Source organism: Aureibaculum algae (genome assembly GCF_006065315.1).
Lineage (GTDB): Bacteria > Bacteroidota > Bacteroidia > Flavobacteriales > Flavobacteriaceae > Aureibaculum > Aureibaculum algae.
Genome location: NZ_CP040749.1, coordinates 1,312,752 through 1,339,020, shown reverse-complemented (window position 1 = coordinate 1,339,020; position 26,269 = coordinate 1,312,752). Strand labels below are relative to the sequence as shown.

The window sequence follows — 26,269 nt, the reverse complement described above, 5'->3', positions numbered from 1 at the left end:
TCTGAATATCAACAGTATAATTCAATTTTTGTTAAATTATAAATGTTAAATTTTGTAGATTGCAGTAAATCAAATAATTATTTCCTTTAATTAAAACAACATTTTTATTTATGACAAATTTTAAATCGACAGTTTTAACCATTTTATTATTTCTAACAATCTTTGTAGTAGCACAAGAAAAACATCATTATCAAACAGACTTTTCTCCTGAAGATTTTAATAAAAGAAGAACTCAAATATTTACCAAAATTGGAAACAATGCTTTTGCTTTAATACAAGGCTCTGCTGGTGTTCCCGGATTTAGCGTTTACAGACAATCTAATACGTTTTATTATTTAAGCGGATTAGAAACTGCTCATGCCTATTTATTGCTTAATGGAAAGCATAAAACATCAACCCTTTATTTACCACATAGAGATGAAGGTAGAGAAAAAGGGGAAGGAAAAGTACTGTCTGCTGAAGATGCAGAATTGGTTAAAGAATTAACTGGTGTAGATAAGGTTCGTGGACTCGAATTTTTATCAAGTGATATTGTTAGTACCGGGTTAATTAAACCACCTGGATTGGTATTATACACACCCTTAAGTCCTGCTGAAATAGGCAATGATAGTCGTGATGAGATTTTATATGCCCAAGCTAGAACCGCTTCTGATCCGTGGGATGCTCAACCATCGCGAGAAGCTAGATTTACGCAAAAAATAAAAGAACGTTTTCCACAAGTTGAAATACGCGACCTTTCTCCTATTTTAGATGCTATGCGACTCATTAAAAGTCCTAAAGAAATTGACCTTATTAGAAAAGCAACCCAAATAGCTGGACTTGGTATTATTGAAGCCATGAAATCTACAAAACCAGGTATTTACGAATACCAACTAGATGCCGCCGCAAAATATATTTATTACTTAAATGGAGCTCGAGGTGATGGTTATGCGTCAATTATTGGAGGTGGTACCAATGCTTATTTTGGTCACTACTTTCACAAGAAAGATGTACTTAATGATGGTGATTTAGTCCTAATGGATTATGCACCTGACTATCGGTATTACACCAGTGATGTAACCAGAATTTGGCCTGTAAATGGTAAATTTAACAAATCTCAAACAGCTTTATACGAATTTATTGTAGCTTACCGTGACGCTCTTTTCAAATACATAAAACCAGGAATCACTAGTAATGAAGTACTGAAAAAAGCCGCTGAAGATATGAAGAAATACATTGTGGGTAAAAAATTCGTGAAGCCTTCTCATTTAAAAGCTGTGCAAGAAGGACTTGTATTTCGTGGTCATTTTCAACACCCTGTTGGTATGGCTGTTCATGATGTAAGCAGAGTAAGAGGCGTTGAACTTAAACCAGGTATGGTTTTTACTATAGACCCTATGATTTGGTTACGAGACGAACGATTGTATATTAGAATTGAAGATGTTGCCGTAGTTACTGAAACAGGTGTTGAAAACATGAGTGGTTTTGTTCCTTCAAGCATAAGCGATGTTGAAAAAACTATTAAAGGAAAAGGGCTGACCGAATTTAGACCTGCAACAGTATTGCCATTAAAAGAATAGACCTAACGTCAACAACCATTAGAAGACCTTTAAATATGAAAAAATCTATACTAAGAATTGTAGGTGTACTTTGTGTATATGCAATATCAATTATAAACTCATCACTTTTTGCTTTTACCGACAACTACCCTAAAAATCCTAAAATTGATATTACCAATTATGCATTTAACATTAAACTGTCTGATACTACTGACGAAATCATTTGTGTAGTTACTATTGACGTAAACTACCTTGCTGATGGTGTAGCATATCTTCGACTCGACTTAATAAACACCTCAACCAAATTAGAGAATAAAGGTATGACAGTAAGCAGCATTATTTCGGATGGAAAAGAAATTATATACAGCCATGAAAATGACGAAATTTTAATTGAGCTTCCAGAAAAATCGTACAAAAATCAAACCAGTCAGTATACCGTTTCTTATAAAGGTATTCCTGCCACAGGACTTAAAATAGCGGATAACAAGTATGGAGACCGAACATTTTTTAGTGATAACTGGCCAAATAAAGGTCGCAACTGGCTAGCTATGGTGGATCATCCGTATGACAAATCAAAATGTGAATTTATAGTAACGGCTCCCAATCATTATCAAGTAGTTTCTAACGGATTAAAAATAGAAGAAACCGATTTAGAAAACGGTATGCGTCTTACGCATTGGAAACAATCAGTTCCAATTGCTTCTTGGTTATATGTTCTTGGAGTAGCCAAGTTTGCTGTCAAATATGTCGATAAATTTGAGGGAAAATCTATTGAAACATGGGTGTATCCTCAAGACCGTGAAGCGGGATTTTATGATTTTGCTGAACCCACAAAAAAAGTATTAGAATTTTACAGCTCCTATATTGGTCCTTTTTCTTACGAAAGATTGGCTAATATTCAATCAAACAGCGTAAGCGGCGGCATGGAAGCGGCATCCGCAATTTTATATAGTGAAAAATCCGTTAAAGGAGATCGAAATGAACGATGGCGAAATGTAGTTATACATGAAATTGCACATCAATGGTTTGGAAATGCGGTTACTGAATATGACTGGGATGAAGTTTGGCTTAGCGAAGGTTTTGCAACTTATTTCACGTTACTCTTTATAGAGCATGAATATGGTAGAGACGCCTTTACAAATGGTCTAATTGATAGTAAAAAAAGAGTAGATGACTTTTATAAAAAGAATCCAAAATATACTATTATTCATGATAATTTAAAGGACATGAAAGATGTAACGAGTTCTCAAACCTATCAAAAAGGGAGTTGGATTTTACACATGCTACGAGGTAAGATAGGAACAGAATTATTTTGGAAAGGAATAAGAGCGTATTACAAAAAGTATAAAGACTTAAATGCTACCGTTGCAGATTTTATAAGAGAAATGGAAATTGTTTCAGGACAAGACTTATCTCAATTTTTTGAGCAATGGTTATACAAACCGGGCACTTTAAAATATGAAGGTGATTGGAAATATGATGTAAAGAAAAAAGAGGTTAAAATACGCCTTAATCAAGTTCAAAACGACGGTAGTCTTTTTAAAATGCCATTAGAAATAGCTGTTTACCATAACGAAAAGCAAAAACCACTTATAAAAACCTTACAAGTAAATGAAAAAGCAAATACATTTTATATTACTGTAGATTCAGAACCTGAAAAAGTTGTATTAGACCCCAATATGTGGATACTGATGGATTCTGAATTTAGAAAAGTTAAATGAGCCAATGATTATATCATTTGTGTTAACACATGGCTATGTAGTAAAGTAACTTTGAAATATAATTTAAAAATATATTTATGCAAACTAAAATAGTAACACTAATAGTCTTAGTTTTTTTCATTACCATTTCGTGTAAAAATGAGAAAAAAACAGATCAGACAAATAATTCATTGGATTCGCTAGGAGAAACTACTAAATCTGTTGAAGAGTAAAACCAGAGACTTTAACCGTTACGCTATATTCTAAAAGCAATAGCAAGGTAACTGGAGAAATTGTATTTATCCAAAATGACGACAAGGTAACAATGACAGCCAGTTTACAAGGATTAACACCTGGTAAACACGCTATTCATCTCCATGAAAAAGCCGATTGTAGTTCCGATGATGCTACAACAACTGGTGGACATTGGAATCCTGAAAATAAACCTCATGGTAAATGGGGCGATGAAAACGGATATCATCGAGGTGACATAGGCAATTTAACTGCAGATGTAGATGGTAATGCTACTTTAACATTCGAAACTGATCAATGGGCCATTGGAGGTTCTAATCAAAACAAAAATATTATAGGTAGAGGTATTATAGTGCATGCAAAAGCCGACGACTTTACAACACAACCTACCGGTGCTGCTGGTGAAAGAGTAGCATGTGGAGAAATTAAATAATATTAACTCAATTTATAAATCTAAAAAAACCGTTTAAAAACGATTTTTTTTAATATTTTTTAACTTTAAAACATCAAAATGACCTTAAAGAAATCTATAATTCTATTTTAATAATAAGACGTAAAGGCCTTTGAGCACCTCTATAATAATTATAAAAAGAGTTTGTTGGGCGTTATTTTTACAATTATTAAAAACGAAACCATCGCTGAAGAAATACTACAAGATGTATTTGTAAAAGCATAGAATAGTGCAAATGCTTACAGTTCAAGTAAAGGCAGATTTTTCATTTGGATGTTGAATATTTCTAGAAATGCTGCTATTGACAAAACCCGTTCTAAAAACTTTAAGAAGAACTCAGGTGAAAGATAAACATCTTCTTGATTAAATTTACACACTATCATACTAGGCACTAAATAGTATTATTTTGTACTTTTAATGATTCGTACTTTAAAACACGAAAGTCCACACACAAGCACATTGCCATTAATAAAACAAGATGAAAATTTTTTATTTAGCACCCTTATTAATTCTATTTTTCTCCTGTATTGAAAAAAAGACCGTCCCGTATAAAAAGGAGGTTAAAGTGACAGTACAAGAGAATGTAGTTCAAGAATTTCAAACCATTATTGATGCATCCAATGTTACAGGAGCCATTTTAATTTATGATCTTGAAGAAAATAAGTACTATTCAAATGATTACCAATGGGCTCAAAAAGGAAACTTACCAGCTTCTACCTTTAAAATAACCAATTCAATTATAGCACTGGAAACAGGAATAGTTGAAAACGATAGTACACTGTTCAAATGGAACGGAGAAAACAGAAGACTTAAGATTTGGGAGCAGGACTTAACATTTACAAATGCATTTCGTTTTTCCTGTGTTCCTTGCTATCAAGAAATAGCAAGGAAAATTGGAGTAAAAAAAATGACGGAATATCTAGATAAACTTGAATACAGAAATATGAAAGTTGACGCTACCAACATTGACCTATTCTGGCTTGAAGGAACCTCTCGAATTAATCAATTTCAACAAATAGATTTTTTAAAGCGGTTTTATACATCAGAATTGCCAATTTCTGAACGCACGGAAAAAATAATGAAAAGAATCCTGGTAATTGAAGAAAATGATACGTATAAACTTAGTGGAAAAACAGGTTGGTCCATCAGTAATGGAAATAATAATGGTTGGTTTGTTGGATATATCGAATCCCAAAATAAAACGTATTTTTTCGCCACAAATATAGAACCGAAAGAACAATTTGATATGAATTTGTTTCCAATGATTAGAAAAGATGTGACATATAAGGCATTTGAAAAAATGAGAATAATTAAATAAATATGCTCACAAAACATTTAACTTATTGTTGGTTTTTGACTACTCTGAAAATTATTTCTAATTTTCTATTTGGGGTTTATTTATTAAATTAGTCGCTGCATTCATTAGAACAACTCAATTCAGACATGCGTACTTTGTTTCCATAAAAAATAAAAGAAACTTCATTTTATTATTTGCATTTGAAAAGCCTTACCACATGAAAATCCACAAGTTTATAATTATCATTTTCACCATGTTTATATTGGGGCACTTAAATGCTCAAAAAGAATATAAGGCAAACTGGAAATCTTTGTCAAATCATAAAAATGTACCAGATTGGATGCGAGATGCCAAATTTGGAATTTACTGCCATTGGGGGGTATATGCTGTACCTGCCTATAATAACGAACATTATATCAAAGCAATGCGTGATACCTCTAACTATTCTAAATTAGGTACACATAAACGGCATATCGCAGTATATGGTTCGCTTAATGAATTTGATTATCACAACTTTATCCCAATGTTTAAAGGCGAAAATTTTGATGCAGATGAATGGGCCGATTTATTTATTAAAGGTGGTGCCCGGTTTGCGGGATTAGTGGGAGAACATCATGATGGATTTGCCATGTGGGATAGTGAGACAACACCTTTTAACGCAAAAGATATGGGACCAAAACGCGATATTGTTGGTGAATTAGGAACTTCCATTCGAAAAAGAAATATGAAATATTTTGTCTCTCTACACCACGAACTCAATTACACCAACTTTAAAATGGATCCTTCATGGGCAGGTTATAATCCCAAATATCAAAAACTTTATGGCAGTACAATGCCTGAAGAAGAATGGCAGAAAATGTGGATGGATAAAAATATTGAGGTTGTGGATAAATACCAACCCGATATTATCTATCACGATGCTTGGTTGGAACGCGTGAATCAAGAATACCTTAAATCGTATATGGCCTATTATTTTAATGATGCCAAAGAGAAAGGTAAGGAAGTGATTGTTACCTATAAAGGTGATGATATTAAAGGTGGTGGCATGTTAGATCATGAAAATAACAATCCTGATAAAATAATGGAAGAACCCTTTTTATCAGACTATTCCATTGGCACAGGGTATTCCTTTTCTTGGGGCTACACCGATGGAATGCAATTGAGGTCTGCACATGATATTATTCATAGCCTCATTGAGATTGTAAGCTGTAATGGCCAAATGCTTTTAAACTTATCACCAAAAGCAGATGGAACTTTTCCTGAAGATCAAAAATTGATTGTGTATGACGTAGGGCGTTGGTTATGGACGTTTGGTGAAGCTATATACGAAACTAGACCTTATCATGTTCCCAACGAAACTATACAGAATGACATAAAAGTTTCTTTTACTAAAAAGAATGATGCCGTTTTTGCAATCACATCAGAATGGGTTGGAGGTATCACAAAAGCTCCTTCTTTTTCATTTACTTTAAAAGAACTATCAACCAAAAAACTTGGAAAAAAAGTTACGTCTATTGAATTACTGGGTTTGAAAAAAATTGAACCATGTACTTTTGAACACTCGGCTGATGGTTTAAAAATAATTGTTCCAAATAAAGTTAGACTACCGTCAGATATTGCTCAAGTTTTTAAAATAAATATTGAATAAGAACAGTTATGAACAAAATAAAAAATGCCTTCCAGAAAATTTACCTAGCTTCACTTTTTGCATTAATTTCTGTTGGAACTTCTGAAAATTTCTATGCACAAAATGCATCTCTTAACACCAAAAAATTAATTTTAGTAGATGAGCATGATGGACCTGTAATTGATAATACACACATGAATGTGATCTCAACGAATAATCAATCTGGATTTGAAACAGGCCAGGTTGTAAAGATAGATGGCGTATATCATATGTTTGTAAACGAAATGTTTTATCGGCCACACAGAGATTTACGCATTGCTTATTGGTCCAGCAACGATGCCATAAATTGGAAACGACATGCAACCATTGTCAATAGTATTCCAGGTAGATCGCCTTCAAATCCGAAATCAGAGGTTTGGGTAACTGGTGTTGAGTTTAACAATGACGAAAATGCATGGAATATTTTTTACGTAGCCTATCGGGCTGGCGATAAAGATAAAGGTGAAATAGAAAAAAGTGATTATCAGGGCCGAGTTTGGCGTGCAAAGTCCGTATTTAAAGGAGTTAATGGTATTGCTGGGCCTTACGCAGATATGAATATTGTATTGCAACCTGATGCTGATTCTCAGCCATGGGAAGGACAACAAGCAGTAGCCACTTTTAACCCGTATAGAGTAGGCGATAAATGGTACGCTTTTTATGATGGTCATAATTATATACCTAAAGGACCTTGGCCGGTTGGATTGGCCACAGCATCTAAGCTTAGTGGACCTTGGAAACGAATGCCAGAGGGAATTAATCCAGTACCTATTGCTGAAGAATTTATTGAAAATCCACAAGTAACGGAATTAAAAAATGGCGGACTTCTTGCTGTATTTGATTCTTTTGGAGATCAGGAAATTGCTTATAGTATTTCAAACGATGGATATAACTGGAGCAAAGAAGCTCGTGTTAAAATACAAAGTAATTCAAATAAATGGGGAGATGATGGTGATCACGCTATGCGAACTCCTCTTTGTGCCATTGAGGAAGATGATGGCAGCTTCACAATAATTTACACATCAAAAATCACTGACGCCAACCAAAAACCTTTTTATGCCATTGGAAAATGCACATTAAAATGGGAGTAAATGAAAATCCAAATTTTATGAAACACCTCTTCATCTCCATGGTCTTATTATTGCTACTAGTCGGTTGTAAAGAACCTATAAACAATTCAAAAAAAGCATCCGTTCATATTCCTCAAAAAAGCGAAGTTGGTGTCTTGGTGATGCCTAAAGAAATAGCACCCGTAACGGCTCCGTTTCCTACAATAGCGTTTAAAAGACCTGATTTTCCTACAGACACCATAGTTGTCGATTTAAAAACTGATGGTATTAACACAAAAATTATTCAACACGCCATTGATACACAAAGTGCAAAAGGTGGTGGCATAGTGGTTATCTCCAAAGGGCAATGGTTCACTGGTCGGATAGCATTAAAAGACAATATCAACCTTCATTTTCTTGAGGGTGCAACCCTTTCATTTAGTGGTGAAATTGAAGACTACCTTCCTGTAGTTTTCACACGAACTGAAGGTGTGGAAGTTATGTCACTAGGTGCCTGTATTTATGCAAATGGAGTTGATAACATAGCAATTACTGGTAAAGGAAGGTTAATTGGTCCCGCTGAGGGTTCAATTAGAGAGAAAATTGTAGTTTCAGTGAATATTGATGAAGTTATTGACCCAAAAACACCCGTTAAAGATAGAATAATCGACGGAACTACAACACCATACGTTTTCCCTCCTATGTTTATCTCTGCTATAAATTCAACTAAAGTTTTTATAGAAGATGTTTCATTAGAAAATACGGCATTTTGGAATATTGTACCCATTTATTGCGATAACGTAATTATTAGAGGCGTTTCTATCAACTCTGTAAATATGCCTCGAGGAGATGGAATTGATATTGAATCTAGTAAAAATGTGCTAATTGAATATTGTAATCTAAGTACTGGTGATGATTGTTTTACGATGAAGGCGGGTCGTGGTATTGACGGTATGCGGGTTAACAAATCTACAGAAAATATAGTTGTTCGGTATTGCTTAGCTGAAAATGGTCATGGTGGCATTACTTGTGGCAGTGAAACAGCTGGAATAATAAAAAACTTATATGTTCATGATTGTGTATTTATAAACTCAGGTGTAGGTATTCGATTTAAAACAAGACGGCCACGTGGCGGTGGTGGCGAGAATTTAACTTACGAACGTATACGCATGGATTTAAAAAATGATGCCCTAAAATGGGATATGTTAGGATCTACCAACTGGGTGGGTAAGTTAGCAGAGAGGTTACCAGCCAGAGCTGTTAATGAACTTACTCCACACTATAAAAACATTAAAATAAAAGATCTTATCATTGAAAATGCTAAGAATTTTATTAAGGTAAGAAGTATTCCAGAATCTCCGCTTGAAAATGTAGTTATAGAAAACATTGAGGTGAACTGTAAGAACTTTATGAATATTCATGATATGAATAATGCGGTATTTAAAAATATAAATATAACTAGTGAAGATTCTTTGCTAACATTTTTAGATTCTAAAAACATACGATTGTTAAATGTTAACTCAACAAATGCGACGCACTTAGACATTCAAGGATCGATGTCAGATTCTATCTTTGTCGAATCCAGTTTAAATATAAAAGATACCATTTTTAGAAAAAACGAAGGAAAATAATTTTCCTCCATTTTAAATTTAGTTTTTATTTGCTAAATTGGTGGATGAACTAAGAAACGATTAACAAAAGCCAATAAAATGACAAACCAACGAGAAAATTCAATTCAAATTGACAAGGATGAATTTAGAAAAATTGGATATGAACTTATCGATACCATTTCTGATTTTTTTGATGATATTTCTGAAAAACCTGTCACTACGAGTAAGTCGCCAAAAGAATTACAAAAAACATTAGGGAACTTATCGTTACCTGCAAATGGATTACCCGCAGAACAATTACTTTCTAAAGCTTCTAAATTACTCTTTGATAATTCACTATTTAATGGTCATCCAAAATTTTTTGGATTTATAACCTCATCGGCCGCACCTATTGGAGCCTTGGCAGATTTGTTAGCCGCATCAGTTAATGCAAACGTTGGTGGACAAATACTGAGTCCGATGGCAACAGAAATAGAAAAACAAACCATTAAATGGTTAGCAGAGTTTATAGGTGTCTCTCCCAATTATGGAGGGATCTTAGTCAGCGGAGGGAACATGGCGAATTTTACTGCCTTTTTAGCCGCAAGAACTGCCAAAGCACCTAAAGACATAAAAAAAGATGGCCTTTCCAACTCTTCAAAAATGTTAATTTCCTATTGTTCAAAAGCTACACATACTTGGATAGACAAAGCCGCTATTTTGTTTGGACATGGCTCAAATTCTATCCGATGGATTCCAACAGATGCCGCTAACAAAATGAATATAGAACTGTTAGAACAAACTATAAAAGAAGATGTAAAACAAGGACATCAGCCCTTTATGGTTGTTGGTACCGCTGGAGACGTAAGTACTGGTGTTGTAGATAACCTTGAAGCCATTGCTTCAACATGTAAAATGCACGATTTATGGTTTCATATAGATGGTGCCTATGGTATTCCTGCCGCTGTTATTCCTGAATTAAAAGATTTGTTTGCAGGTATTAAAGAAGCCGATTCTATCGCTTTAGACCCTCACAAATGGCTCTATAGTGCTTTAGAAGCAGGATGTACTTTGGTAAAAAACCCTCAGTATCTTATTGACACTTATAGTTCGCATCCTGAATATTATAATTTCAGCTTAACCGAAGAAGGTGGTTCTTTAAATTACTTTGAATACGGACTGCAGAATTCTCGTGGTTTTAGGGCTTTAAAAGTATGGTTGGCTTTACAACAAATTGGAAGTAATGGCTATGTAAAGTTAATCAAAGAAGATATAGCATTGTCAAAGTATTTCTACCAATTGGCAGAAAAGCAACCGGAATTAGAGCCCATAACTCAAAATTTAAGTATTGCTACATTTAGGTTCATCCCAGAAGATTTTGAAGAAATAGGCGAAAAAAGAGAAAAATATTTAAACACGTTAAATGAAGAATTAGTAAACGCAGTACAAAATGGAGGTGAACTGTTTTTATCAAACGCAATTGTAGAAAACAAATACTGCTTACGCACCTGCATTGTAAACTTTAGAACTACAAAAAAGGATATAGAAGATAGTATAGAAATAATAGTAAAAGAAGGAAGAAAATTAAATAATGTAATGCAGGTTATATAAATATAATTTCTTCTTTATTTATTTATAGAAAATAATTATGTCAATGAATTACTTTCTAACTTTACCACTAAAGACACTTACCTTAGAATTAAAAGGGTTTCCAGAAGCTCTTCTCAATAATGAAACCTGACCTGAATGCCAAATAGCATCTTCAATGGGACCAGTAATATTAATCCAAAAAGAGTGTTCAGAAATACCATAATCATTTTCGAAAATAATTTTAAAATCGTCCAACGAATCCGCCTCCAATAATATCGTGCTTGCTTTTTTAAAGTTTAATAAGGTAACACTTCTTAGTTCATCAAAACTTAAGGAATCTTTTTCTGATTTACCATTGGGTGTTTTGGTAGTTGCATTTACAATCATTTTAGACAAATCATAAATATGACGAACCGTTTCTGCACTTGTCCGCCCCTCTTCACTCGCCTTATAAGCTAAATCTTCAGGACGTAAACCTTCTGTTGCCCAATAATACCTAAACCCTAATCCGTCAATCATTCTTGCTGCGACAGTTGTAGCCGTATATTTTTCAGGATGGGGAGGAACTACAGCATAAGGTAAGTCTGATTTCATATTCTGAGCATTAATAGATGAAATTGTTAATAGGAGTACGATATATAATAAAGATTTCATGTGTTTTATTTAATATTTTATAATTGTCACCCCAAAGCATCAGGACAGTTCGCTATTAATAATTTCGTAATGACTTAACGTTTTATACATACACGTTTCATTTTTTAATTATTAATTTTGTTGTTTTTAAAAGTAATATAAATAATGAAAATGGAAGCCCATTTTGGGTAGTTAAAAAAAAATGATTCACACCATCCTTTTCAATCAACTATAAACGAGTGTGTTGGTAACAAAATAATATCGATGAATACAACTTTAGATGTTTTAATTATTGGTGCAGGACCCATTGGGATTGCCTGTGCGTTAGAAGCGAAGAAAAAGAATTTAACCTACCTTATCGTTGAAAAAGGGGTTTTGGTCAATTCATTATACAACTACCCTACCAATATGACTTTTTTTTCTACGTCTGAAAAGTTAGAAATTGACGATATTCCTTTTATAAGCAGTAATGCTAAACCAAATAAAAAAGAGGCGTTAGAATACTATCGTCGTATTGTTTCTTCCAATAAGCTTCATGTTAATTTATTTGAAAAAGTTACAACAGTACAGACAAAAGAACATCTATATGACGTAACTACTAATAAAAATAAATACCAAGCGAAACAAATTATTATTTCAACTGGCTTTTATGACATTCCTAATTATTTAAATGTTCCTGGAGAGGATTTACCAAAGGTTTTTCATTATTATGACGATCCTCATTATTTTTCAGAACAAGATGTTGTCATTGTCGGAGCTAGTAATTCTGCTGTAGATGCCGCTCTAGAAATTTATAGAAAAGGCGGTAGAGTTACCATGATAATTCGAGGGGAAAATATTGGAGACCGCGTAAAATATTGGGTAAAACCAGATATTGTTAATAGAATTGAAGAAGGAAGTATTAAAGCATACTACCATTCAGAAATTAAAGAAATTTTAAAGGATAAAGTTGTTATATCAACGAAAGAAGGTAAAGAAATATCCTTAAAAAATGATTTTGTAGTTGCTTTAACCGGCTATCAACCTAATTTTGATTTTTTAAAGAATATAGGAATTCAACTATCAACCGATGGATTGAAAAAGCCAGCATACAATCCAAAAACAATGGAGAGTAATTTAAAAGGAATCTATTTAGCTGGCGTTATATGTGGTGGAAAAGAAACCCATAAATGGTTTATTGAAAACTCTCGCATACATGCAAAAATGATTATAAAAGATATCATTGAAAAACAGTCTTAATTTTGTAAAGAATTGATGTACACTAAAAATGGCTAAACTACCAGAAATTTATTTTAAGAAGGATATTGAATGGAGAGCATGGTTGGAAGAAAACCATACTACTGTTGGCGGTGTATATCTTATTTTTTATAAAGTGGAAAGTGATATGCCGAGTATGCGTTGGGAAGAGGCCGTTAAAGTTGCCCTATGTTTTGGTTGGATAGACTCTACTGTTAAAAAAATAGATAATGAACGTAGAAGGCAATATTTCTGTCCAAGAAATGCTAAAAGTGTTTGGAGTAAACTCAACAAAAATCACATTATAGAGCTTATTGAAAATGACTTAATGCATCAGAGTGGCCTAACAAAAATAGATATAGCCAAGAAAAATGGTTCATGGATAGCATTGGATGATGTTGAAAATTTAATTGTACCAGAAGAATTACAAAATGCTTTTGATAAAAATAATTTAGCTTTTGAAAATTACACCAATTTTGCACCCAGTTACAGAAAGAGCTATTTGTATTGGTTAAATCAAGCAAAACGACCTCAAACAAGAATGAATCGGATTGAGCAAATTATTCAATTTTGTGAGAAAAATATAAAATCTAGAGCTACTTGGTAACCCTATAAAAACACATTGCTTGAATTAGCATAAGACTTGTCAAACTCTTGTTGATTTAGATTTAATGCTATCTTATGCTCTTTAAAATAAGAAACTAATTTCTCGGTAGGCATATTACCCGTTAACTCGTCTTTTGCCATAGGACAACCTCCATATCCTTTGATAGCACTATCAAAACGATTACAACCAGAAGAAAATGCAGCATGTACTTTTTCTTTCCATGTGCTAGGCGTTGTATGTAAATGAGCACCAAATTCTATATTAGAATGCATCGGAATCAGATTAGTAAAAAGATATTCTATAATATCTGGTGTTGAACTTCCAATAGTATCTGACAAGGAAATTATTTTAACTCCCATAGCGGCCATTTTTTGTGTCCAATCGGCTACGATATCAACATTCCAAGGATCTCCATAAGGATTACCAAACCCCATGGATAAATAAGCTACCACTTCTTTGTTCGATTTATCTGCAATATTTAAGATTTCCTGTAAAATAACAATAGATTCTGCTATAGTTTTACCGGTATTACGCATTTGGAAGTTTTCCGAAATAGAAAAAGGATAGCCTAGATAATCTATTTCCTTAAATTGAGAAGCATCATTTGCCCCACGTATATTGGCAACAATTGATAATAATTTACTTTTTGTAGTATTTAAGTCAAGCATAGAAAGTACCTCAGCAGTATCTCGCATTTGCGGAATTGCCTTCGGTGAAACAAAGCTACCAAAATCAATAGTATCAAAGCCAACCTTTAATAGTTGATTGATATACGCCGCCTTTGTTTCTGTGGGTATAAACAACTTTATACCTTGCATGGCGTCTCTAGGACATTCTATGATTTTTAATAGACTCATTGAAAATCAAAGATACAATTTGATATAACTATTTTAAGAAAATAAAATAAAAATTGCTATTCCAACAAAAACAATGATTTGCAACCATTTTAAAAACATACTCATATTTTTATTTTGTTTGAGGCCTTTAGCTATTTGTCCTGAAAGTATTGCAATTACAGAAAAAACAATCAGAGAAACTGCCATAAAAATAAAGCCTAAAATAAAAAACTGTATTACGGTACTAAGCTCATTACTGAATAAGAATGAAGGAAAAAAAGCCAAAAAGAAAATAGAAACTTTCGGATTCAGTACATTCATAATAAACCCTCGTTTAAATAATTGGAACATGCTTTTTTCGACTTTAATGTCTGTAGTCAAATTAATATTTGATGAACTTTTGTAAACTTTATAGGCCAAAAACACCAAGTAACTTGCACCAAATATCTTAAGTGCTAAAAATAAATTCTCATTGTCTTTGATGACGGCGGATACACCTAATGCCACTAAAGTAGTATGAATTATGCAACCAGAAATTAAACCAAAAACAGTTGCTAAACCATATTTTACACCATCGGAAATACTAGTAATTAATACATAAATATTATCAGGACCTGGGGCAATTGCCAATAATGCTGTTGCTGCTATAAATGAAAGTATGATGTCCAAGAAGCTTACTAAATTATTTATTTATTGTATTGTTATTTTAGATACTTGCTAATTTAAGCAAAAAAAAATCCTGCCGAAGCAGGATTTTAATATTCTTATAGTGCTGTATCAACTATAAAGTTGCAGCGTATTCAATAAGGTCAACAATTTTAGTTGAATACCCCATTTCGTTATCATACCAAGAAACAACTTTTACGAAGTTATCATTTAAAGCAATACCAGCTTTAGCATCAAAGATTGAAGTACGAGTATCTCCAACAAAATCTTGAGAAACAACCATATCTTCAGTATATCCTAAAACACCTTTCATTGGTCCACTTTCTGAAGCAGCTTTCATAGCAGCACAAATTTGTGCATATGTAGCTGGCTTCTCTAACTTCACAGTTAAATCTACAACAGAAACATCCATAGTAGGGATTCTAAAAGCCATACCCGTTAATTTACCATCCATTGCAGGAATTACTTTACCAACAGCTTTTGCAGCTCCTGTAGAAGAAGGAATTACGTTGCCAATAGCAGAACGTCCACCTCTCCAGTCTTTCATAGAAGGACCATCAACAGTTTTTTGAGTTGCAGTTGCAGCATGTACAGTTGTCATTAAACCTTCAACAATACCGAAGTTATCATTTAAAACTTTAGTTATTGGAGCTAAACAGTTCGTTGTACAAGATGCGTTAGAAAATATTTTTTGATCTGCTTTTAATTCTGTATTGTTTACACCCATTACAAACATTGGTGTGTGATCTTTAGATGGAGCAGATAATACTACTTTTTTAGCACCAGCTTCTAAGTGTTTTCCTGCAGTTTCTTCAGTTAAGAAAAATCCTGTAGATTCAATTACATATTCTGCACCAACTTCATCCCATTTTAAATCTGCTGGGTTTCTTTCTGCTGTAATTCTAATTTCGTTTCCGTTTACAATTAATTTACCGTTTTTCACATCAACAGTTCCATCAAAAGCTCCATGAACAGAATCATATTTTAACATATAAGCTAAATAATCTACATCTAATAAATCATTTATTGCTACTACTTGTACGTCTTTTCTATTTACTGTAGATCTGAATGCTAATCTTCCTATTCTACCAAATCCGTTAATTCCTATTTTAATCATAATTCTTGTTTTTTTATACTGATAGTATATCAGATATTCTTAATAATTCTCTATTTATATCATGAGAGCTAATTATAGCTTCCTCAATGTCTGTTGTTACAATTTTATTGTTTAAAAACCCTACCATTGCATTAGACTGACCGTCTAATAAACTTTCTACAGCTTTAACTCCTAATTTACTAGCTAAAACTCTATCAAAACATGTTGGACTTCCACCACGTTGCATGTGACCTAAAACAGAAACTCTCGCTTCATATTCTGGTAAGTTTTTAGTAACATATTCTGCCAATTCAAATACATTTTTACCTGTTTTGTCTCCTTCAGAAACTACTACAATGCTCGAAGATTTTCCTCTGCTTTTACTTTTCTTCAACGATTCTAATAATCTATCTAATCCTAAATCTTCTTCTGGTAACAAAATTTCTTCAGCTCCTGCTCCAACACCTGCATTTAAAGCAATAAAACCTGCATCACGCCCCATAACTTCAACAAAAAACAGTCTGTTATGTGAACTAGCAGTATCTCTAATCTTATCAATACACTCTACGACTGTATTTAATGCTGTATCATATCCTATTGTTGATGTCGTACCTGCGATATCATTATCGATAGTTCCAGGAATACCGATAAATGGAATACCAAATTCTTTTCCAAACACAATACCTCCATTAAAAGTACCATCACCACCTATAAGTATTAAAGCATCTACTTTTGCTTTTTTTACTTGTTCGTAAGCTTTTGCTCTTCCTTCTTTTGTTCTAAACTCTGTAGAACGAGCCGATTTCAGAATTGTACCTCCTTTACTAATAATATTTTTTACACTTCTTGCTGTGAGTTCTACGAAATCACCCTCAATCATGCCTTGGTATCCTCTATAGAAACCAACACATTCAATATTATAATAAGAACAGGCTCTCGCTACAGCTCTAATGGCCGCATTCATTCCTGGGGCATCGCCTCCAGACGTCATTACACCTATTTTTTTTATATTTCCTTTCATTTTTTACTCTTGTTTTAAAGCAGTGTAAAACTAAGAATAATTAAGGTAATTTATCGACTTTTTAGAAGATTTATACGAAATCGTTATCGTTAGAAGTTGTAACACCTACGGCCTCACATTTTATTTAAATCACTAAATACGTGTAATTTATGGCACTAACGGAAAAGTCATTTAATTTTTAACTTTACTGGGAATAGAATCTTTTTTTCTTGCCCCTATATTGATTAATTTCTTTTCGGCTTTTAAACTATCTTTAACTTTTTTCTTTTGCTTACCTCTATCACTTCTTTGAAGTAACTTATCAACCAATTCTTTTGTATTGTCATAATCTACTCGCCATGATAAACCAATACCATGTGTATAACCTTCTACATCAGTAACATCATACTCAATATCGTTTTGTCTTGTGTATGCTTTTGCTCTTAAGGTCCCTTCCTCATTTAAAGGAAGTTCTACCTCAACCTCACCTACAATATTATTCTGTTGGGTATTCGTACTCACAGGCACCCCAACTTTACCGTTAACAATAAGCCTATCTGCAATTGTACTTGAAAAAGAAACCCCTAATTGATCACTTAAATCGTATGACCTTACATCATTTTTACTTGCAATATCATAAGTTACTCCCAATTCAAACTTGTCTCCTTTTGACTTTAAAATACCTGAAAGTACCTTCGCTATTTTCTCTGACAAATTACCAGTTAAAGCTGCATTTCCATCAAAATTTAAATTACCATCACTTAAAGGCATAAAAGAATTAGCCATTAATAAAGAGAAAAATTGGGTCATTTTTGCATCTTCATTACTTAGTTTAAAATCTAATTCTGAATTAATACTTGAATTTTGATTTACCAGTTCTATATCAAAATCTATATCCGAGTTTAACAGTTGCCCTGTTATTTTCGCTATCAGATTCACATCTATTTTCCTGTTAGAACTTTGGTCTATATTATCTAATAAAACAGAAGGATTTGCCTTTGTTTTATAGATTCCTTTTATGTTCAAAAAAGCATCAAATGGATTTCCATTCCAAATAACTTGTCCACCAGGTTGTACTATAAAGTCTTTATTTACAATATTTCTAAATTCATAAATACCATTTGTAATTACATAAACACCATTGATAACAAATTTACCATTTGTATTTATTTCAATTCCCATATAGCCATTTCCACTACCCCTTAAAATACTACCAGTATTTTTGTCAATAACAATCTCTGCAATAGCATTATCTCTAACTTCTAAATCAAAATTTAGGTTTAATCCTTTTAGTTTATCAAAAATGACTTCTTCACGTTTGTTTTTATCTACCCCGTTTTCTGCTAAGGTTACAAAATTAATTAAACCCGAATCTCCAATAGTAGAAACATCGCTTAGCGGAACAATAAACTCGGTACCAGGCATCGTTGCTCCTTCTACATTAATCGTTAATTGATCTGTATACCCTTTAATACTAGCTGTTCCATCCATAAAGGCTGTTCCGTAATATTGTACATCTTCGTCTTCAACAGTATTTAAAACCAATAAATTATCAGTATCAATATTTAAATTTAAATACCATTTTTTGAACTTATAATGAATGATACTGCCGTATAAACTACCGGTAGTATTCTTATCTATATCGGTAATTGTTGTTGGTAAAAATTTAAATGTTCTGTTACTTAATTCTACTTTAGAATTATTAGCAATATCAAAATCAACATTTAAATAGGGTATTTTTAGACCCGCGTTATCTAAGGTTAGTGTCCCATTAAAATCAGGATTCTCAAGTAACCCAGAAACGGTTCCATTTCCTTTTATCTTACCTCTTATATTGGTTAGTACATCTTTCCCTAAATCGCTAAAAGAATTTATGTTAAACTCGTAAAAATTATAATTGGCAAGAATTGTAGGTTGTTCTACTGAAAAATCAATTTCACCATCGGCAACAAAAACATCAAATCGGTCATTTGTTAATCTTGCTGCAACATGATATTGATCAATGGAGTTGTCTCCTTGTGCGGTTATAAAAAGATTACCTTGCTTTATATCATTTATATAAAAGTCATTAATGGAAACATTGGCCAACGGAAAAGACTCTCCGTTCATTTGTTTGTAATTAACTTTTCCATTCACTAAGCCTTTCATCACAAAGCCATCAATATATGGCGTTATGCCATTTAAATCTACATTTTTTAAATTCAACGTAAGGTCTTTATTGCTTTTGCCATTAATAATACCGGCCATATCAATAATTTGATCTTCATGAGAAACCGTAAACTTATCGAAAGCAAAGGTGTTAAACCCCTTGTCAAATACAATTTTATTTTGATTATTGTTCGTTGGGTTTATGGCCCAGTTGTTTTCTTTAAAAACAATATTTGATTTTTTTAAACCTACAACCGATTTATTATTCTCATTAATTGTATGATAAAAACTTAGATCATACTTTTCCTTTAAATCTTTACCACCAACAAAATCTGTTCTAAAAAATAGTGTGTCATTCAAAGTTACATTTACCAAGTTTACATCTGCAACATTATAATATTTAGTTTTGATTTCATCGACACTTAATAGCGTGTTATAAATTGGATTTTTATTATCAATTTGTAATCTAATGTTTTCAATAAGATTGTCATAGGCATCGATGTGTGGTGATTTCACTGTCAGTTCAAATTGGTCAGAATCAGAACTAATTACCCCTTTAATAGTTGAATTAGCCCCTATTTTCACCTCTGGAAAGAATACATCAACAATCTTATTATAAATTTTAAAATTGAAATCGATAAATTGCCCTTTTGTTACAACAGCAGGTGTATAATTAGCATAAATACCAGCAAATGAATTTGTTGCTAGTTTTCCTATTTCATTATACTTAAAGATCCCTTTTATTTTACCTTCTATAATATCAGTGGAGTTAATAGTTACAACCCTTATACTATCCTGAAATTCTGACGCAACTTTAAAGTCAGTAAAAAAGTAATTATCGTTTTGATTGGTATAGGAAGCATTAGAAAAGTTTATTTCACCCGCAATATTGTCTAAAGAATTTCCTCGCAATTTTATATCTATTTTTCCCTTAAGGATTGCCATGGAATCTCTTTTAAATAGATTGAGTTTATTAAAATCTGAATACTCCACATCTGCAACAAAATCAAAATCATATACTTTTTTGGATAAATCTGCCAAACCTGTAAAACTCATTTGTAAATTTTCATCTTTAGAAACTAAACTTCCATTAAAATGTTTGTTTTTAAACACTCCATTAATATCAATATCATTATAGGTATACCCCTTATATTGATGTTTAAAAATATTACCATTTATGGAAGTATTAATATGATCTAAGGTAAAGCCTTTGCCTTTTATATCTGCAATTAATGATAATTTACCTACAAGACTATCTTGTATTATTTTACCAAATTCTAAATCTACAAATTCAATTTCACCAATATATTTAGCATTATTTATGTCATTGATATCTGTCATTTTTAAATTGGTAATAATTTTACCCAAATCTGTTTTAACAATAACATCAGCATTCATTAAGGTAGTAGTTATGAATGATTGACCAGTTACACTAAACCTACCTAATTTACCCACTGCTGGTGGTAAATTTTCACCTAAAAGATTAGGTAATATTATCTTTAAATTTTCATAGTTCGATGTAAGCTCATTGATATTAGCAGTTAATGAAAAACCATTTTCTTTATTTATCGCATTTTTAAAATGAAAATGTCCATTAATTATGGACTTTCTATTTGACTCTAATTCAAAGCTTGTCAGTTTAAAATCGTTTAAAGTTCCTTTTAAATTAGTAGTAAAATTGACCTTATCATTTAATCCTATTTCACTATAAAACTTATTCAAATCAATTAGTGATACTTCCGCTTTCGTAACTACAGCATCGATTTGTACCCTATTATTAAAATCTGCTAAATCTTCCCGATTATAGTTAAAAGTAAAATCTGCACTTACGTTAGAGTTCTTTGTTTCCAAATAGGTAGTGTCAAACGTCATTTTAGTTTTGGTATAAATAAAATTTGAAGTCAATTGTTTAACTTCAATACCATGATTTTCTACCAGAGAAACCCTCCTTACGTTTGCATAAACTTTTGGTCCTTCAATTTTAAAATCATCTACAATCCCTATTATATTCTTATAATACACAATCGCATCTTCCTGCTTATTTTTATCAAATAAATAAAAATTAGCATTGTCAATATTTAACTTGGAAGAAGTTAATAAAAAGGGGGTTGTTGATGGTTTTGAATCCTTACTATCAAACTTATCAATAAAAACAGATAAGTTATCTTGTTCTTCACCATTATAGGTCTTCATATGCATATAAAGGCCTGAAACATCAACTTCACCAAATTCAAGTTTATTATCTAAAATATTTTTATAACTAAAAACTGATGTAGAAATTTCATTTACATAAATTAAAGTATCATTATGATGATCGTCAATTTGAACTCCTTTTAATTTAACATTGCCCAAATAAGATAAATCTACTTTTTGAACAACAATATTGGTGTTATAGGTTTTATTTAAACTGTTGGTAACAATTTTGGCAAGTTTAGTTTGAACTATAGGTAGCGAAAGTAGAACAACAGATACGACCACTAATAATAATAAAATTAATAGTGTTCTTACAATTATTTTTTTTGCTCTTTTGATAGTTTTAATTGTTATAAATTTACCGTGCTAAAATTACACAATTTACAGGTACAAATTTTATGCCTTAAATACATAAATTTGTCTTAAATATTCATATTATGTATTTAGTTACAAAACTCATGAGGTTCAGACGTAAAATAGCATACGCTCTTACTATAATTAAGGAGTATAAATAAAAATAATAAGGTTAAACTTGAAAACAAATAATTCAACATATATTTTAGCTATAGAATCATCTTGCGATGACACAGGGGTGGCTATCTTACACAACGACAAAGTATTGTGTAATGTTGTGGCTAATCAAGAAATTCATTCGCAATATGGTGGTGTGGTTCCTGAATTGGCCTCAAGAGCACATCAGCAAAATATTGTACCTGTTGTTGCTCAGGCACTAAAGCAAGCTGGAATTGATAAAAAACAATTAAATGCTATCGCATTTACAAAAGGCCCAGGTTTAATGGGATCTTTATTAGTGGGCAGTTCTTTTGCCAAATCCATGGCTTTAGCCTTAGACATACCACTTATTGGTGTCAACCATATGCAAGCTCATATTTTGGCTCATTTTATAAATGATGAGAATCAACAAAAACCACCTTTTCCCTTTTTATGTTTAACCATAAGTGGAGGGCACACACAAATTGTAAAAATAACTGATCATTTTACGATGGAAGTTATTGGAGAAACCATTGATGATGCCGTTGGTGAAGCTTTCGATAAATCTGCTAAAATTTTAGGCTTGCCTTATCCTGGCGGTCCATTGGTAGACAAACATGCACAATTAGGAAATCCGAATGCTTATATTTTTACAAAACCAAAAACTAAGAATCCACTCGATTTTAGTTTTAGTGGATTAAAAACTGCTATTCTTTATTTTATTCAAAAACAAGTCAAAGAAAACTCTAATTTCATTGAAGAAAACCTAAATGATATCTGTGCTTCTATACAATTTACCATTTCGACTATACTAATGAATAAATTGAAAAAAGCCGTAAAACAGACAGGTATTAAACATATTGCCATTGCTGGAGGAGTTTCTGCAAATTCTGAAATACGAAAAGTTTTAAAGGAAGCTGAAAACAAATATAATTGGACCACCTATATTCCGAAATTTGAATATACCATGGATAATGCTGCTATGATTGGAATAGTGGGGTATTATAAATATTTAGATGAGCAGTTTGATGATTTGGGAATTACGGCAAGTGCGAGGATGAAATTTTAGATCTTAAGGTCAAGATATCGTATATACTATTTCTTAATTTTATTAAAATCTAAAGCTTTATCAATCCAATATTCTAAATCAGCATCCAGATCAAAACCACTTGGAGTTATAAAAATATACCCTTTCATTGGTCTTCCCGTAAAGTCCATTGGTAGACATACCTCTTTTTTAATTTCTTCTTCATAAGCTTCCATACCAATTTTAGCCATCAACAAACTATCTCCATATTTCTTATCTATATGGATACCGCATGTCATTTTTTCGTTGACCATAAAAATTAAGCCACCCATCATTTTTTTACTATTAAATGAAACGTTTTTAGTTTTCAATATTTCATTGATTCGTTCACCTAAATGCTCATCGTATGCCATTGATTAGATCTCTTTGAATTTTAAAGGTTCAATTTATAAAGAAAATACTCATAAACAAAAAAATCCCAAACTCTAAGAATTAGAATTTGGGATTTTATATTTTCTAAAATGTATATTATTATCCGAGCATTGCTTCGGCAATTTTCTTATAAACACCTTGTTTTAGTTTATCTCTAATCTCAGAAAATGCAATTATTGTCGCTTTTACATCGTCTAAAGTATGAGCTGCAGTTGGAATCATTCTTAATAAAATCATTCCTTTTGGAATTACTGGGTAGACCACAATAGAACAGAAAATACCATGATTTTCTCTCAAATCATTTACCATAGCCATTGCTTCTGGTATATCACCTTCTAAAAAGACTGGTGTTACACAGGTATTTGTGTTACCAATATCAAATCCATTTTCTTTTAAACCTGACTGTAATGCATTTACATTTTCCCAAAGTTTTTCTTTCAACTCAGGCATGGTACGTAACATATCCAAACGTTTTAATGCTCCTTTAACCATAACCATAGGTAATGATTTTGCAAACATTTGCGAACGCATATTGTATTTTAAGTACTGTATAATATCTTTATCAGCAGCGAAAAATGCTCCAATACCAGCCATAGATTTTGCGAAAGTCGCAAAATAAACATCAATACCATCTTGAACACCTTGCTCTACACCCGCTCCTCTTCCACCTTCACCTAAGGTTCCGAATCCGTGAGCATCATCTACTAAAAATCTAAAATTATATTTTTCCTTAAGAGCAACAATTTCTTTTAATTTACCTTGTTCGCCCCGCATACCAAAAACACCTTCTGATATTACTAAAATTCCACCGCCGTTTTCAGTAGCCATTTTAGTTGCTCTTTTTAAGTTTTTTTCTAAACTCTCTACATCATTATGTTTGTAAACAAAACGCTTACCTGCATGTAAACGCACACCATCAATAATACAGGCATGTGTATCCATGTCATAAACAATAACATCATGTTTAGTAACTAAAGCATCTATCGCAGATACCATTCCTTGGTAACCGAAATTAACTAAATATGCAGCTTCCTTATGAACGAACTTCGCACATTCTTGTTCTAATTGCTCATGAAATTGTGTATGCCCAGACATCATTCTGGCACCCATTGGGTATGCCATACCGTGTTCTGCAGCAGCCGCAGCATCGGCTTTTATAACTTCTGGATGATTAGCTAAACCTAAGTAATCATTTATACTCCAAGTGATCACTTTTTTACCGTTAAAACCCATTCTATTTGAAATAGGTCCTTCTAACTTTGGAAACACATAATATCCTTCCGCTTGCTCGGCCCATTTACCTAAAGGCCCTTTATCGTTAATTATTCTTTCAAATAAATCTTTCATCTCGAATCTCTAATTTAATTTTGCAAAGTAACGTATTTTTTAACGTATTTTGAATTACCTCACCACTCTTTTTTAACAAGTTACTAATTTTAAATGAATTATATAAAAAAAAGGCTTCACTAACGAAGCCTTTTGAAACTTTAAATCATTTATTTTATAAATTCAATTTCTGAATGTGCAAATTTTTCTGTATCGAAAAAACCTTGTTCTTGCATCCAATCATCACTGTAAATTTTACTCATATATCTTGAACCGTGATCAGGAAAAATAACAACTACCTTGCTATTTTCATCAAATTCACCTTTTTTCGCTAATTGAAATACCGCTTGCATAGCGGCTCCACTTGTATAACCAGCAAAAACGCCTTCTGATAATGCAATTTCTCTAGCTCTATGGGCACTATCTTCATCACTTACCTTTTCAAATTTGTCAATAACATCAAAATCTGTTGCCGTCGGTATTAAATTTTTACCTAAGCCTTCAATACGATACGGATAACTCTCTTTAGTATCTAATTCTCCTGTTTCATGGAATTTTTTCAATACTGAACCATATGCATCTACACCAATAATTTTTATATTAGGGTTTTGCTCTTTTAAATATCTTGAAGTTCCAGAAATTGTACCACCTGTTCCACTGGCTGCAACTAAATGAGTTATTTCACCATCCGTTTGTTCCCATATTTCAGGTCCGGTAGAATTATAATGTGCATCAGTATTTAATTGATTAAAATATTGGTTGATATAAACTGAATCTGCTATTTCTGAATGCAATTTTTTTGCAACATTATAATAAGAACGCGGATCGTCAGCACTTACATGAGCTGGGCAAACATATACCTTTGCTCCCATGGCCTTTAACATGTCAATTTTATCACTTGATGACTTTGACGTTACTGCTAAAATACAATCATAACCTTTTATTCTACTAACCATTGCAATACTAAAACCAGTATTACCTGATGTAGTCTCAATTATTGTTGTGCCTTTTTTAATTAAACCTTCTTTTTCAGCTTGTTCAATAATATGATGGGCAATTCTATCTTTTGTTGAATGACCTGGGTTATAACCTTCAAACTTTGTATAGAACTCACCTTCTAATTCGTCGGTAATTTTATTTAACTTAATCATTGGTGTATTACCAATAAGCTCTAAAATGTTCTGGTTAATACCTAATTTATGACTCATAAAAAATCAATTCTAATTACTATTAACTAACGGGCAAATTTAGTCCTTTTTTTTAAATCACTTTTAAAATATGATTAAAAAACGCCATTTTAACATATAAAAAGCTGATAATTAATTTTTTACATTATCATTTTCACAATTAAAATATGCAATTAGAACAGATTTATTTCAATAGTAAACTCTAAATTTAACTTGAACCCAATTGGATATGTTACAATAAGGCCCTCCGTTTAATAT

Annotated in this window: 21 protein-coding genes; 12 read left to right on the top strand and 9 right to left on the bottom strand. The window is 32.3% G+C overall.

The window, feature by feature from the left end; genetic code table 11:
• Positions 1-110: 110 nt before the first annotated feature.
• The 9 genes from FF125_RS05310 to FF125_RS05270 all read left to right on the top strand — a co-directional run bounded on the left by FF125_RS05310 (position 111) and on the right by FF125_RS05270 (position 11,153).
• On the top strand, positions 111-1,559 hold the full coding sequence (locus FF125_RS05310) for a M24 family metallopeptidase (RefSeq protein ID WP_138948803.1): 1,449 nt from the start codon (positions 111-113) through the stop codon (positions 1,557-1,559).
• Positions 1,560-1,594: 35 nt separating this feature from the next.
• Entirely contained in the window at positions 1,595-3,259 is a 1,665-nt protein-coding gene (locus FF125_RS05305; RefSeq protein ID WP_138948802.1) for a M1 family metallopeptidase, read from the top strand.
• 77 nt (positions 3,260-3,336) lie between these two features.
• A complete protein-coding gene (locus tag FF125_RS22215; protein ID WP_262710556.1) occupies positions 3,337-3,471 on the top strand; it encodes a hypothetical protein in 135 nt (44 codons plus the stop codon).
• A 92-nt stretch (positions 3,472-3,563) separates the two neighbouring features.
• On the top strand, positions 3,564-3,923 hold the full coding sequence (locus tag FF125_RS05300; RefSeq protein ID WP_317129661.1) for a superoxide dismutase family protein: 360 nt from the start codon (positions 3,564-3,566) through the stop codon (positions 3,921-3,923).
• A gap of 496 nt (positions 3,924-4,419) precedes the next feature.
• Positions 4,420-5,259, top strand: coding sequence for a class D beta-lactamase (gene blaOXA / locus FF125_RS05290; RefSeq protein ID WP_138948800.1), 840 nt, complete (start codon positions 4,420-4,422; stop codon positions 5,257-5,259).
• Positions 5,260-5,455: 196 nt separating this feature from the next.
• Complete coding sequence (locus FF125_RS05285; protein WP_138948799.1) at positions 5,456-6,886, top strand: alpha-L-fucosidase; 1,431 nt, start codon at positions 5,456-5,458, stop codon at positions 6,884-6,886.
• 8 nt (positions 6,887-6,894) lie between these two features.
• Complete coding sequence (locus FF125_RS05280) at positions 6,895-7,995, top strand: glycoside hydrolase family protein (protein WP_175418872.1); 1,101 nt, start codon at positions 6,895-6,897, stop codon at positions 7,993-7,995.
• 17 nt (positions 7,996-8,012) lie between these two features.
• Positions 8,013-9,584, top strand: a complete 1,572-nt coding sequence (locus tag FF125_RS05275) for a glycoside hydrolase family 28 protein (RefSeq protein ID WP_138948798.1) — start codon at positions 8,013-8,015, stop codon at positions 9,582-9,584.
• A gap of 78 nt (positions 9,585-9,662) precedes the next feature.
• Positions 9,663-11,153: a pyridoxal phosphate-dependent decarboxylase family protein gene (locus tag FF125_RS05270; RefSeq protein WP_138948797.1), complete on the top strand. Its 1,491-nt coding sequence runs from the start codon at positions 9,663-9,665 to the stop codon at positions 11,151-11,153.
• 48 nt (positions 11,154-11,201) lie between these two features.
• On the opposite strand, the gene FF125_RS05265 is transcribed toward FF125_RS05270, so the two are convergent.
• Positions 11,202-11,786, bottom strand: coding sequence for a hypothetical protein (locus FF125_RS05265; protein ID WP_138948796.1), 585 nt, complete (start codon positions 11,784-11,786; stop codon positions 11,202-11,204).
• A 243-nt stretch (positions 11,787-12,029) separates the two neighbouring features.
• On the opposite strand from FF125_RS05265, the gene FF125_RS05260 reads away from it, so the two are divergent.
• A complete protein-coding gene (locus tag FF125_RS05260) occupies positions 12,030-13,004 on the top strand; it encodes a YpdA family putative bacillithiol disulfide reductase (protein WP_138948795.1) in 975 nt (324 codons plus the stop codon).
• Between the two features lie 28 nt (positions 13,005-13,032).
• Positions 13,033-13,608, top strand: coding sequence for a YdeI/OmpD-associated family protein (locus FF125_RS05255; RefSeq protein WP_138948794.1), 576 nt, complete (start codon positions 13,033-13,035; stop codon positions 13,606-13,608).
• A 2-nt stretch (positions 13,609-13,610) separates the two neighbouring features.
• On the opposite strand, the gene FF125_RS05250 is transcribed toward FF125_RS05255, so the two are convergent.
• From FF125_RS05250 to FF125_RS05230, 5 genes are all read right to left on the bottom strand, one after another.
• On the bottom strand, positions 13,611-14,465 hold the full coding sequence (locus FF125_RS05250; protein WP_138948793.1) for a hydroxymethylglutaryl-CoA lyase: 855 nt from the start codon (positions 14,463-14,465) through the stop codon (positions 13,611-13,613).
• Positions 14,466-14,498: 33 nt separating this feature from the next.
• Complete coding sequence (locus FF125_RS05245) at positions 14,499-15,113, bottom strand: LysE family translocator (RefSeq protein ID WP_250629686.1); 615 nt, start codon at positions 15,111-15,113, stop codon at positions 14,499-14,501.
• A 112-nt stretch (positions 15,114-15,225) separates the two neighbouring features.
• Positions 15,226-16,227, bottom strand: coding sequence for a type I glyceraldehyde-3-phosphate dehydrogenase (gene gap / locus FF125_RS05240; RefSeq protein WP_138948792.1), 1,002 nt, complete (start codon positions 16,225-16,227; stop codon positions 15,226-15,228).
• Positions 16,228-16,240: 13 nt separating this feature from the next.
• Positions 16,241-17,227 carry a 6-phosphofructokinase gene (gene pfkA / locus FF125_RS05235; protein ID WP_138948791.1) on the bottom strand — a complete coding sequence of 329 codons (987 nt, stop codon included), beginning with the start codon at positions 17,225-17,227 and terminating at the stop codon, positions 16,241-16,243.
• A gap of 171 nt (positions 17,228-17,398) precedes the next feature.
• Entirely contained in the window at positions 17,399-21,832 is a 4,434-nt protein-coding gene (locus tag FF125_RS05230) for a translocation/assembly module TamB domain-containing protein (RefSeq protein ID WP_138948790.1), read from the bottom strand.
• A 247-nt stretch (positions 21,833-22,079) separates the two neighbouring features.
• Between FF125_RS05230 and tsaD the strand changes: the two genes are divergently transcribed.
• Positions 22,080-23,108, top strand: a complete 1,029-nt coding sequence (gene tsaD, locus FF125_RS05225; RefSeq protein ID WP_138948789.1) for a tRNA (adenosine(37)-N6)-threonylcarbamoyltransferase complex transferase subunit TsaD — start codon at positions 22,080-22,082, stop codon at positions 23,106-23,108.
• A 26-nt stretch (positions 23,109-23,134) separates the two neighbouring features.
• Here tsaD and FF125_RS05220 read toward each other — a convergent pair whose 3' ends face one another.
• From FF125_RS05220 to FF125_RS05210, 3 genes are all read right to left on the bottom strand, one after another.
• On the bottom strand, positions 23,135-23,479 hold the full coding sequence (locus tag FF125_RS05220) for a TfoX/Sxy family protein (protein WP_138948788.1): 345 nt from the start codon (positions 23,477-23,479) through the stop codon (positions 23,135-23,137).
• Positions 23,480-23,597: 118 nt separating this feature from the next.
• Positions 23,598-24,845 carry an aminotransferase class I/II-fold pyridoxal phosphate-dependent enzyme gene (locus FF125_RS05215; protein ID WP_138948787.1) on the bottom strand — a complete coding sequence of 416 codons (1,248 nt, stop codon included), beginning with the start codon at positions 24,843-24,845 and terminating at the stop codon, positions 23,598-23,600.
• Positions 24,846-24,994: 149 nt separating this feature from the next.
• The gene (locus tag FF125_RS05210) at positions 24,995-26,032 is read right to left on the bottom strand and encodes a PLP-dependent cysteine synthase family protein (RefSeq protein WP_138948786.1); all 1,038 of its coding nucleotides are present in this window, start codon (positions 26,030-26,032) and stop codon (positions 24,995-24,997) included.
• Positions 26,033-26,269 lie beyond the last annotated feature (237 nt).

What these genes read in the sequence shown, in the direction of transcription:
- FF125_RS05310 (WP_138948803.1), top strand. Translation starts at nt 111, where the DNA reads ATGACAAATTTTAAATCGACAGTTTTAACCATTTTATTATTTCTAACA.
- FF125_RS05305 (WP_138948802.1), top strand. Translation starts at nt 1,595, where the DNA reads ATGAAAAAATCTATACTAAGAATTGTAGGTGTACTTTGTGTATATGCA.
- FF125_RS22215 (WP_262710556.1), top strand. Translation starts at nt 3,337, where the DNA reads ATGCAAACTAAAATAGTAACACTAATAGTCTTAGTTTTTTTCATTACC.
- FF125_RS05300 (WP_317129661.1), top strand. Translation starts at nt 3,564, where the DNA reads ATGACAGCCAGTTTACAAGGATTAACACCTGGTAAACACGCTATTCAT.
- blaOXA (WP_138948800.1), top strand. Translation starts at nt 4,420, where the DNA reads ATGAAAATTTTTTATTTAGCACCCTTATTAATTCTATTTTTCTCCTGT.
- FF125_RS05285 (WP_138948799.1), top strand. Translation starts at nt 5,456, where the DNA reads ATGAAAATCCACAAGTTTATAATTATCATTTTCACCATGTTTATATTG.
- FF125_RS05280 (WP_175418872.1), top strand. Translation starts at nt 6,895, where the DNA reads ATGAACAAAATAAAAAATGCCTTCCAGAAAATTTACCTAGCTTCACTT.
- FF125_RS05275 (WP_138948798.1), top strand. Translation starts at nt 8,013, where the DNA reads ATGAAACACCTCTTCATCTCCATGGTCTTATTATTGCTACTAGTCGGT.
- FF125_RS05270 (WP_138948797.1), top strand. Translation starts at nt 9,663, where the DNA reads ATGACAAACCAACGAGAAAATTCAATTCAAATTGACAAGGATGAATTT.
- FF125_RS05265 (WP_138948796.1), bottom strand. Translation starts at nt 11,786, where the DNA reads ATGAAATCTTTATTATATATCGTACTCCTATTAACAATTTCATCTATT.
- FF125_RS05260 (WP_138948795.1), top strand. Translation starts at nt 12,030, where the DNA reads ATGAATACAACTTTAGATGTTTTAATTATTGGTGCAGGACCCATTGGG.
- FF125_RS05255 (WP_138948794.1), top strand. Translation starts at nt 13,033, where the DNA reads ATGGCTAAACTACCAGAAATTTATTTTAAGAAGGATATTGAATGGAGA.
- FF125_RS05250 (WP_138948793.1), bottom strand. Translation starts at nt 14,465, where the DNA reads ATGAGTCTATTAAAAATCATAGAATGTCCTAGAGACGCCATGCAAGGT.
- gap (WP_138948792.1), bottom strand. Translation starts at nt 16,227, where the DNA reads ATGATTAAAATAGGAATTAACGGATTTGGTAGAATAGGAAGATTAGCA.
- pfkA (WP_138948791.1), bottom strand. Translation starts at nt 17,227, where the DNA reads ATGAAAGGAAATATAAAAAAAATAGGTGTAATGACGTCTGGAGGCGAT.
- FF125_RS05220 (WP_138948788.1), bottom strand. Translation starts at nt 23,479, where the DNA reads ATGGCATACGATGAGCATTTAGGTGAACGAATCAATGAAATATTGAAA.
- FF125_RS05215 (WP_138948787.1), bottom strand. Translation starts at nt 24,845, where the DNA reads ATGAAAGATTTATTTGAAAGAATAATTAACGATAAAGGGCCTTTAGGT.
- FF125_RS05210 (WP_138948786.1), bottom strand. Translation starts at nt 26,032, where the DNA reads ATGAGTCATAAATTAGGTATTAACCAGAACATTTTAGAGCTTATTGGT.